Annotated in this window: 9 protein-coding genes; 6 read left to right on the top strand and 3 right to left on the bottom strand. The window is 72.6% G+C overall.

Translation table 11 applies throughout. The features are described from left to right. Positions 1-119 precede the first annotated feature (119 nt). Together ACTHLI_RS14390 and ACTHLI_RS14395 are read left to right on the top strand one after the other, a co-directional pair. Positions 120-1,376, top strand: a complete 1,257-nt coding sequence (locus ACTHLI_RS14390; RefSeq protein WP_440185067.1) for a sensor histidine kinase — start codon at positions 120-122, stop codon at positions 1,374-1,376. After that, entirely contained in the window at positions 1,373-2,395 is a 1,023-nt protein-coding gene (locus ACTHLI_RS14395) for a hypothetical protein (RefSeq protein WP_440185069.1), read from the top strand. The genes ACTHLI_RS14390 and ACTHLI_RS14395 overlap by 4 nt, the downstream gene beginning before the upstream one ends. Positions 2,396-2,797: 402 nt before the next feature. On the opposite strand, the gene ACTHLI_RS14400 is transcribed toward ACTHLI_RS14395, so the two are convergent. Both ACTHLI_RS14400 and ACTHLI_RS14405 read right to left on the bottom strand, forming a co-directional pair. Next, the gene (locus ACTHLI_RS14400; RefSeq protein ID WP_440185071.1) at positions 2,798-3,019 is read right to left on the bottom strand and encodes an acyl-CoA carboxylase subunit epsilon; all 222 of its coding nucleotides are present in this window, start codon (positions 3,017-3,019) and stop codon (positions 2,798-2,800) included. Further along, positions 3,016-4,617, bottom strand: a complete 1,602-nt coding sequence (locus tag ACTHLI_RS14405) for an acyl-CoA carboxylase subunit beta (RefSeq protein WP_440185073.1) — start codon at positions 4,615-4,617, stop codon at positions 3,016-3,018. Before ACTHLI_RS14405 ends, ACTHLI_RS14400 begins: the two co-directional genes overlap by 4 nt. 45 nt (positions 4,618-4,662) lie before the next feature. Here ACTHLI_RS14405 and ACTHLI_RS14410 point away from each other — a divergent pair, with 45 nt between their 5' ends. Together ACTHLI_RS14410 and ACTHLI_RS14415 are read left to right on the top strand one after the other, a co-directional pair. Continuing rightward, complete coding sequence (locus ACTHLI_RS14410) at positions 4,663-5,427, top strand: biotin--[acetyl-CoA-carboxylase] ligase (RefSeq protein ID WP_440185075.1); 765 nt, start codon at positions 4,663-4,665, stop codon at positions 5,425-5,427. Between the two features lie 33 nt (positions 5,428-5,460). Beyond that, positions 5,461-5,958: a PH domain-containing protein gene (locus ACTHLI_RS14415; protein ID WP_440185077.1), complete on the top strand. Its 498-nt coding sequence runs from the start codon at positions 5,461-5,463 to the stop codon at positions 5,956-5,958. Between the two features lie 6 nt (positions 5,959-5,964). On the opposite strand, the gene ACTHLI_RS14420 is transcribed toward ACTHLI_RS14415, so the two are convergent. Next, on the bottom strand, positions 5,965-6,438 hold the full coding sequence (locus ACTHLI_RS14420) for a GtrA family protein (RefSeq protein ID WP_440185080.1): 474 nt from the start codon (positions 6,436-6,438) through the stop codon (positions 5,965-5,967). Positions 6,439-6,586: 148 nt separating this feature from the next. On the opposite strand from ACTHLI_RS14420, the gene ACTHLI_RS14425 reads away from it, so the two are divergent. Both ACTHLI_RS14425 and purE read left to right on the top strand, forming a co-directional pair. Next, positions 6,587-7,696, top strand: coding sequence for a 5-(carboxyamino)imidazole ribonucleotide synthase (locus ACTHLI_RS14425; protein ID WP_440185083.1), 1,110 nt, complete (start codon positions 6,587-6,589; stop codon positions 7,694-7,696). 75 nt (positions 7,697-7,771) lie between these two features. Then, positions 7,772-8,122 (top strand): 5-(carboxyamino)imidazole ribonucleotide mutase (gene purE / locus ACTHLI_RS14430; RefSeq protein WP_440185086.1); only part of this gene is annotated, 351 nt, incomplete at its 3' end.

Here is an 8,122-nt window from a genome sequence, read left to right on the forward strand (position 1 = left end):
GGATCGGATCCGGGTGAAGTACGTCGAGGTGGGGCGTCCGGCGCCGACGAAGGTGGATCTGCTGCGTCGGGCGGTGGAGGACGGGATCCTGCCCGGACTCGATCCCGACACCCCCGTCCATGACGACTGACACCCGCGGCCGCGACCTCGCGGCCAAGATGGGGCTGGCACCGATCGGTTCGCGCCGCATCGAGATGCTGCTCGCGGGCATGGTCAGCCTCTTCGGCCTCCTGTTCGCGGCGACCACGATCCCCGAGCTGGTCGAGGACTGGCCCCTGCTGAACCCGGGCGTCACGCTCATGATCGCGGTCGCGGTCTACGGCGCCATCGCCGTCGCCTCGCTGGCCGCGCTGCTGCACCAGTGGACCCGCCCGGTGTTCGGTGGTGTCGGCATCGTCTACCTCGGCGCCCTCGCGCTCTGGCCGCTCTCGGTCGACGGGCAGTACACCGGCACCTCGTCGCCGTGGCTGTTCGCGCTGGCCGGGATCCCGAGCGCGCTGGTCGTCGTCGCGGCGCGCTGGCCGGTGTCCGTCGGCTACGTCATCGTCGTCTCCGCGACCGTCGGCGCGCAGCGGTTCGTGCCGATCGGCGGCGGGGTCTCGTTCGCCTCCGCGCTGACCGACGCCGCGAGCGCCTCCGAGGTCGGTTTCGCCCTGCTGCTCGTGGTGTCCGCGGTGCGTCGCGCGGCCCGCCAGGTCGACTCCGCGCAGGGCGCGGCGCTCAGCCGCTACGCCGACGCGCAGATCGATGAGGCGACCGAGAGCGAGCGGGTCCGCACCGACGCCCTCGTGCACGACTCGGTGCTCACCACGTTCCTCTCCGCGGCCGCTGCGCAGACCCCCGAGGCGCGCGCGCTCGCGGCGCGGATGGCCGCGCACACCATGGGCGTCCTGTCGCGGGCGACCGTCGCCTCCTCCGTCGGCCCGAAGGTGCCGATCGCGGAGCTGCTCGTGCGGATCCGGGAGGACGCCGGCGCGGTCGCGGACCGGTTCTCGTTCGCGTCCAAGGACGTCAAGGACCGGTACCTGCCGGAGAACGTCGCCGACGCGATCGTGTCCGCGGCGGTGCAGGCGATGACGAACAGCGTCAAGCACGCCGGCGGCCCCGAGGTGCCGCGCTCGGTGGTCGTCAAGGGCGGCGACGAGGGCGCGGTGTGCGTGCACGTCGAGGACAAGGGGCGCGGGTTCGACCCCGCGAAGGTCGCGTCGGAGCGACTCGGGCTCCGGGTGTCGATCATCGAGCGGATGAGCCGGGTGAGCGGCGCCGTCGATCTGCGGACCGCGCTCGGCGAGGGCACCGAGTTCGTGCTGTCGTGGCCCGCGGGGGCGACCGCCCCCGAGGCGTCCTCCGCGGACGACGAGACGGTGTTCGCATGATCCCGCTGCCGCGCCCGCTGATCGCGCTGCTCGCGGTCGCCGTCGCCGCGGGCGCCGTGCTGAACGGCGTGACGTCGATGGCCGACGCCGTGCATCCCACGCGCGTCGCGATCGCGCTCGCGCTGTTCGCGGTCGCCTTCGTGCTCACGCTCGTCGACCGTGGTGCGGCGATGTCGCCGCTCGTCTCCGGGATCAACGCGGGGGTCTCGTTCGCGATGGCGCTGCTCTGCGCGAGCAGCATGGCGGGCACCGGCAAGGACGGCGACGAGCACTGGTACGTCGCGGCCGCCGGCTGCCTGCTCGTGCTCACGATGCTGCGCCGCAGGACGACGCACGCGTGGATCGGGACCGCCCTGGTGCTCGCGCAGACCCTCGTCTGGGCCGGTCCGGCGGCTGCGGTCCGGTTCGGTGCCGTCCCCATGCTGCTCTGGGTCGCCGCCGCGTACTTCGGTGTCCGCTCGCTCTCCCACGCGATGCGCGACATCCAGCAGTTCGCCCGCTCGGAGCGGGAGGCGGTGGAGTGGCAGGCGGCGCAGGACGCGCACCACTTCGAGCGGCAGGTGCGGCTCACGCAGACGAGCCGCGTGGCGCTCCCGATGCTCCGGCACATCGCCGAGGTCGACGGCGACCTCGACGAGGACGCGCGGGCCGAGTGCCGCGTGCTCGAGCAGACCATCCGCGACGAGATCCGTGGGCGGCGCCTCCTGAACGAGGCCCTCCGCGATCAGGTCATCGCCCACCGTCGCCGAGGCGCGTTCGTGCAGGTGCTCGACGACGGCGGGCTCGACGACATCGACCCGCTGCTCATGGAGCCGATCCTGGATCAGGTCGCGGAGGCGATCAGCAGGCTGACCTCGGACCGGATCGTGATCCGCACCGCGCCGAAGACGTCGGGGAAGTCGGTGACGGTCGTCGCGATCACGATCGACGAGGTCGCCGCCGCGCTGGGGCTCGAGGACGAGGGCGAAGAGGTCGACCTGTGGCTGGAGCTCCCGCGCCCGGAGCCCGCCTCCGTCTGACCATTTCGGAGCACGACAGCAGGATCCAGGAGCCACAGCAGGACACAGACGGCGTTCCAGTCCTGCTGTCGGTGCTGAGTCCTGCTGATGTGCTCGGTCGCCGCGCTTGCGCTTCGAAGACCATCGGCAACGGGAAAGGGGCCGGTCTCCCCAGACCGGCCCCTGTGCACCCCGAGTCGGCGGGACAACCCGAAAACATCCCGCCCACTGCCGAGCGCCGAGTTACCCGACTCGGCTTCTGCCCGGTTGCGTCGCCGTGGGTCGGCGACGGTGGTGAGACCAGTGTGCGCCATTCCAAGCGGATTCACAGTCGGCCTGATGGGGGACTTTCGGGGTACAAATCCCCGCGGTTCGTCCTCCTGCCGCCCCCTGTTCGGGGGTGATGGTGGAATCAGGCCCTGATCAGCGGTCCTGCCAGTGCTTCTCGGCGGGCCACGGGCCCCGGAGCGGGCGCCGGGTCCGGTCCCACGCGCTGCGCACGGGCGTCTCGGGCAGCGGGTCGGAGGAGGCCGAGCGCTCGAGCAGCAGGCCGCTGAACAGCGCGGCGATCGCCGCCGTCTCCTCGTCGGTCGGCGAACCGGCGAGCACCTGGATCGGCCTCGCCCCGTCGGGCCCGTCGCTCACAGCGGGATGTTCCCGTGCTTCTTCGGCGGCACGGAGGCCCGCTTGGTGCGCAGCGCGCGGAGCGCCTTCGTGATCGTGATGCGCGTCGAGGCGGGCTCGATGACGCCGTCGAGCTCTCCCCGCTCGGCGGCGAGGAACGGGCTCGCGACGTTGTACGTGTACTCGTTCGCGAGGCGGGTCCGGACGGCGTCGACGTCCTCGCCTGCGGCCTCCGCCTTCCGGATCTCGCCGCGGTAGAGGATGTTGACGGCGCCCTGGCCGCCCATGACCGCGATCTCGGCGGTGGGCCACGCGTAGTTGAGGTCCGCGCCGAGCTGCTTCGAGCCCATGACGATGTACGCCCCGCCGTACGCCTTGCGGGTGATGACGGTGACGAGCGGCACGGTCGCCTCCGCGTACGCGTAGAGCAGCTTCGCGCCGCGGCGGATCACGCCGGTCCACTCCTGGTCGGTTCCGGGCAGGTAGCCCGGCACGTCGACGAGGGTGAGGATGGGGATGGAGAACGCGTCGCAGAAGCGCACGAACCGCGCGGCCTTCTCGCCGGCGTCGATGTTCAGCGTGCCCGCCATGGCGGACGGCTGGTTCGCCACGATCCCGACCGAGCGGCCCTCCACGCGCCCGAACCCGACGACGATGTTGGGGGAGTAGAGCGGCTGCGTCTCGAGGAACTCGCCGTCGTCCACGAGCGCCTCGATCACCTCGTGCACGTCGTACGGCTGGTTCGGGCTGTCCGGGATGAGGGTGTTGAGGCGCCGGTCGCCGTCCGTCACCTCGAGCTGGGCGGTGGAGGCGTACACGGGCGCGTCCGTCAGGTTGTTGTCCGGCAGGTACCCGAGCAGGGTGCGGGCGTAGTCGAGCGCGTCGTCCTCGTCGGAGGCGAGGTAGTGCGCGACGCCGGAGCGGGTGTTGTGGGTGAGCGCGCCGCCCAGCTCCTCCATCCCGACGTCCTCGCCCGTGACCGTCTTGATCACGTCGGGCCCGGTGACGAACATCTGGCTGGTCTTGTCGACCATGATCACGAAGTCGGTGAGCGCCGGGGAGTACACCGCCCCGCCGGCCGCGGGGCCCATCACGATCGAGATCTGCGGGATCACCCCGGAGGCGGCGGTGTTGCGGCGGAAGATCTCGCCGTACTTGCCGAGCGCGACGACGCCCTCCTGGATCCGGGCGCCGCCGGAGTCGAGGATGCCGATGATCGGCACGCCCGTCTTCAGGGCGTGCTCCATCACCTTGATGATCTTCTCGCCCGCGACCTCGCCGAGCGATCCGCCGAAGATCGTGAAGTCCTGGCTGTACACGGCGACCTGGCGTCCGTGGATCTCGCCGATGCCCGTGACCACCGCGTCGCCGTACGGGCGCTTCGCGTCCATGCCGAACGCGGAGGTGCGGTGCCGGACGAACTCGTCGAGCTCGACGAAGGTGCCGTGGTCGAGGAGCTCCGCGATGCGCTCGCGAGCGGTCTTCTTGCCCTTCGCGTGCTGCTTCTCGATCGCGGCCTGCCCGCTGGCGGTGACCGCCTCGTGATAGCGATCCTTCAGATCCGCAAGGCGCTCGGCCGTCGTCACCGTCGTCGGCGCCGCCCCCGTTGAGTCCGTCACGGGGAGCGAGCCTAGCCGCGCGTCAGGGCCTCGTACCCTGCCCGCATGGACCTGCCGGACAGCGCCTCGCTCGTCGCCCGCCTCGTCGTGCTGCCGGAGGTGGGCTCCACGAACACGGAGCTCGTGCGCCTCGCGACGGCGGAGGCGTGGCCCGCGCCGAGCGTGCTCGTGACCGACCACCAGACGTCCGGCCGGGGGCGGCTCGGCCGGTCGTGGTCGGCGGGACCGGGGGACTCGCTCGCGATCTCGGTGCTGCTCCGGCCCCGCCTGCCGCCGGAGCGGCTCGGATGGGTCTCGCTCGCGGCCGGGGCCGCGATGACGCAGGCGCTCGTCGGGCTCGGCGTCGCGGCGCGCGCGAAATGGCCGAACGACGTGCTCATCGCGGGGCGGAAGGTGTGCGGGGTGCTCGCGGAGGCGCTGCCGGGTCGCGAGGGGGTGGTGATCGGGGCGGGGCTCAACCACACCGCGCGCCGGGAGGCGCTGCCCGTGCCGACCGCGACGTCGCTCGCCGCGGAGGGCGGCCCCACCGCACCCGATCTGCTGATCGCCGCGTACCTCCGCCGGCTCCTCCCGCTCGTCGCGGCGTTCGAGGCCGCGGGAGGGGACCCGGAGGGCAGCGGGCTGCGAGCCGCGGTGCTCGCGGTCAGCGACACGGTCGGGCGTCGCGTGCGGGTCACGTCGACGGGCGACCCCATCGTCGGCGAGGCGGTCGACATCGACCTCGAGGGGCGGGTCGTCGTCGATCGGGGGCCCGTCCTCGGCTCCACGGCGTGCGCCAGCGGGGATGTCGAGCACCTGCGCTATGAATAGGGCGTGTCAGCGGGGGTCGGAGGTGCTACGCGCGTGCGCACGGAGCGTCGGCCCACGTCCGCGCCGCCGCCCAGGGAGGCGCCGGAGCAGGTGATCGTGCGCCTGCGCCGCAGCGGCAGGCACCTCGTCTGGCCCGCGATCTTCTTCATCGCGATCGCGTTCGGCACCGGGTACTGGTGGCAGCGGATGCCCGCGGCGTGGCTCAACACGGCCCTGCCGATCGTGGCCGCGGGGCTCACCGTGCTGCTGTCGGTGCTGCCGCTCGTCTTCTGGCTGAACCGGCTGACGGTCATCACCACCCGGCGCCTCATCGTGACCCAGGGCTTCCTGGTCCGCGAGCGCACCGAGTTCTCGCTCTCCCGCGCCTCCGACGCGGTGCTCCGCCGCCGCCCGCTCCAGCTGCTCACCGGCAGCGGCGACGTCATCGTCCACGCCGGCGCGGAGGGCACGATGATCCTCCGGGACGTGCCCAGGGCGAAGCTCGTGCACCGGGCGATCGCCGAGCTCATCGAGCGCGGCGCGGCGGGCTGACCGCCGTCAGTCGACAGTCGCGGGTGCGTCGCCCTTCGCGGCCACGCGGTTCCGCCGACCCGGGTGGTACACCCAGTACCGGTACAGGGCGAACCGGATGATCGAGCCGAGGATCAGCCCGACGACGTTCTTCGAGATGTTGTCGGCGAGCACCGACTGGAGCCCCAGGACGTAGTGCGAGACCGCCAGGCAGCCGAGGGCGACGAGCATGCCGAGCAGGCTGACCGCGAGGAACTCGACGGCTTCGGCGACGCCCCGGGTGCTGCGGTGCGGACCGAAGGTCCAGTACCGGTTCCCGATCCAGTTCGCGGCGATCGCGAGCGTCGTCGAGATGATGCCGGCCTTGATCGGGCTGCCCGCGAAGGCGGGGCTGAGCCGCAGCAGGGTGAACGACACGGTGTCGACGACGAACCCCACGCCGCCCACGAGCGCGAACTTCGTGAGCTGACCGGTGATCGGGTGCCGAACGAGTGCACGCACCGGATGCCGCCTCCTCCTGCCCGCGGACGGATCGTCCGGCATGGGCCGCCGCCGCAGAATAGGTCATGCGGGGTCGGTGTCGGGTGTCGCCCTGCTGGACGATCGGCAAGAGATCGTGGCCGCAGACTGAACGGAAGGGAGCCGAGCCGTGCGCGTCGGAGTGATCGGTGGGGGGCAGCTGGCCCGGATGATGGTGCCGCCTGCGGTCGAGCTCGGTGTCGACATCGCGGTGCTCGGGGAGTCGGAGGACGCCGCCGCGCGCATCGCGGTCACGACGGTCGGGGACTACACCGACCTGGACACCGTGCTCGCGTTCGCCCGGGACGTCGACGTCGTCACGTTCGATCACGAGCACGTGCCCCAGCCGGTGCTGCGGGCTCTCGTCGACGCGGGGGTGGCGGTGCGCCCGGGTCCGGACGCGCTCCAGCACGCGCAGGACAAGCTCGTGCTGCGCCGGCGCCTGCAGCAGCTCGGGGTCCCGCAGCCGGAGTGGGCGGAGGTCGAGGACGCCGCCGCCCTCGCCGACTTCCTCGAGCGGGTGGGCGGCCGCGCGATCGTGAAGACCCCCCGCGGCGGCTACGACGGGCACGGCGTGCGCGTCGTGTCCGCGCCGCACGAGGCGGACGACTGGCTCGCGGAGGGGCCGCTCCTCGCGGAGGAGGTCGTCGACTTCCAGCGCGAGCTCGCCCAGCTCGTCGCCCGCAGGCCCTCCGGCGACGTGGCACTGTGGCCGCTCGTCGAGACGGTGCAGGGCGACGGCGTCTGCCGCGAGGTGTTCGCGCCGGCGCCGCGGACCACCGCGGTGACCGAGCGGGTCTCCCGCGAGATCGCGCACACGGTCGCCACGTCCCTCGGCGTGACCGGGGTGCTCGCGGTCGAGCTGTTCGAGACGACCGACGAGCGGGTGCTCGTCAACGAGCTCGCCATGCGCCCGCACAACTCCGGTCACTGGACCATCGACGGGGCCGTGACGAGCCAGTTCGAGCAGCACCTCAGGGCCGTCCTGGACCTGCCGCTCGGCAGCCCGGAGGCGCGCGCACCGTGGAGCGCGATGGTGAACGTCCTGGGCGGACCGGCGGACGGCGATCTCGACTCGCGCGTGCCGCGCCTCATGGCCGACCAGCCCACGGCGAAGCTGCACCTCTACGGCAAGGCGACGCGTCCGGGGCGCAAGATCGGGCACGTGACCGCCTCCGGTGAGGACCTCGACGACGCCGTGTTCATCGCGCGCGCCGCGGCCGCGTTCTTCGAGGACTGAGCCCCGCGTCACTCGTCCGCGCGCCGATACGATCGAGGGGTGGTGAACGCGGAGGCCCCGGTCGTCGGCATCGCGATGGGGAGCGACTCCGACTGGCCCACGATGCGCGCCGCCGCGGAGATGCTCGACCGCTTCGACGTGCCGTACGAGGCGCGTGTGCTGTCCGCGCACCGCACCCCGCGGGCGATGCTCGACTGGGGTCAGGCGGCGGCCGGCCGAGGCATCAAGGTCGTCATCGCGGGCGCGGGAGGCGCGGCGCACCTGCCCGGCATGCTCGCCGCTGCGACCACGCTCCCGGTGATCGGGGTGCCGGTGGTGCTGAAGACGCTGGACGGGCTCGACTCGCTGCTGTCCATCGTGCAGATGCCGACCGGCGTGCCCGTGGCGACCGTCGCGATCGGCAACGCCGCGAACGCGGGGCTGCTC

This window comes from Amnibacterium sp., from assembly GCF_051956055.1.
Taxonomy (GTDB): domain Bacteria; phylum Actinomycetota; class Actinomycetes; order Actinomycetales; family Microbacteriaceae; genus Amnibacterium.

Excerpts from the sequence above, each read along its gene's own strand:
- ACTHLI_RS14395 (WP_440185069.1), top strand. The coding sequence starts at position 1,373 with ATGATCCCGCTGCCGCGCCCGCTGATCGCGCTGCTCGCGGTCGCCGTC.
- ACTHLI_RS14390 (WP_440185067.1), top strand. The coding sequence starts at position 120 with ATGACGACTGACACCCGCGGCCGCGACCTCGCGGCCAAGATGGGGCTG.
- ACTHLI_RS14410 (WP_440185075.1), top strand. The coding sequence starts at position 4,663 with ATGGACCTGCCGGACAGCGCCTCGCTCGTCGCCCGCCTCGTCGTGCTG.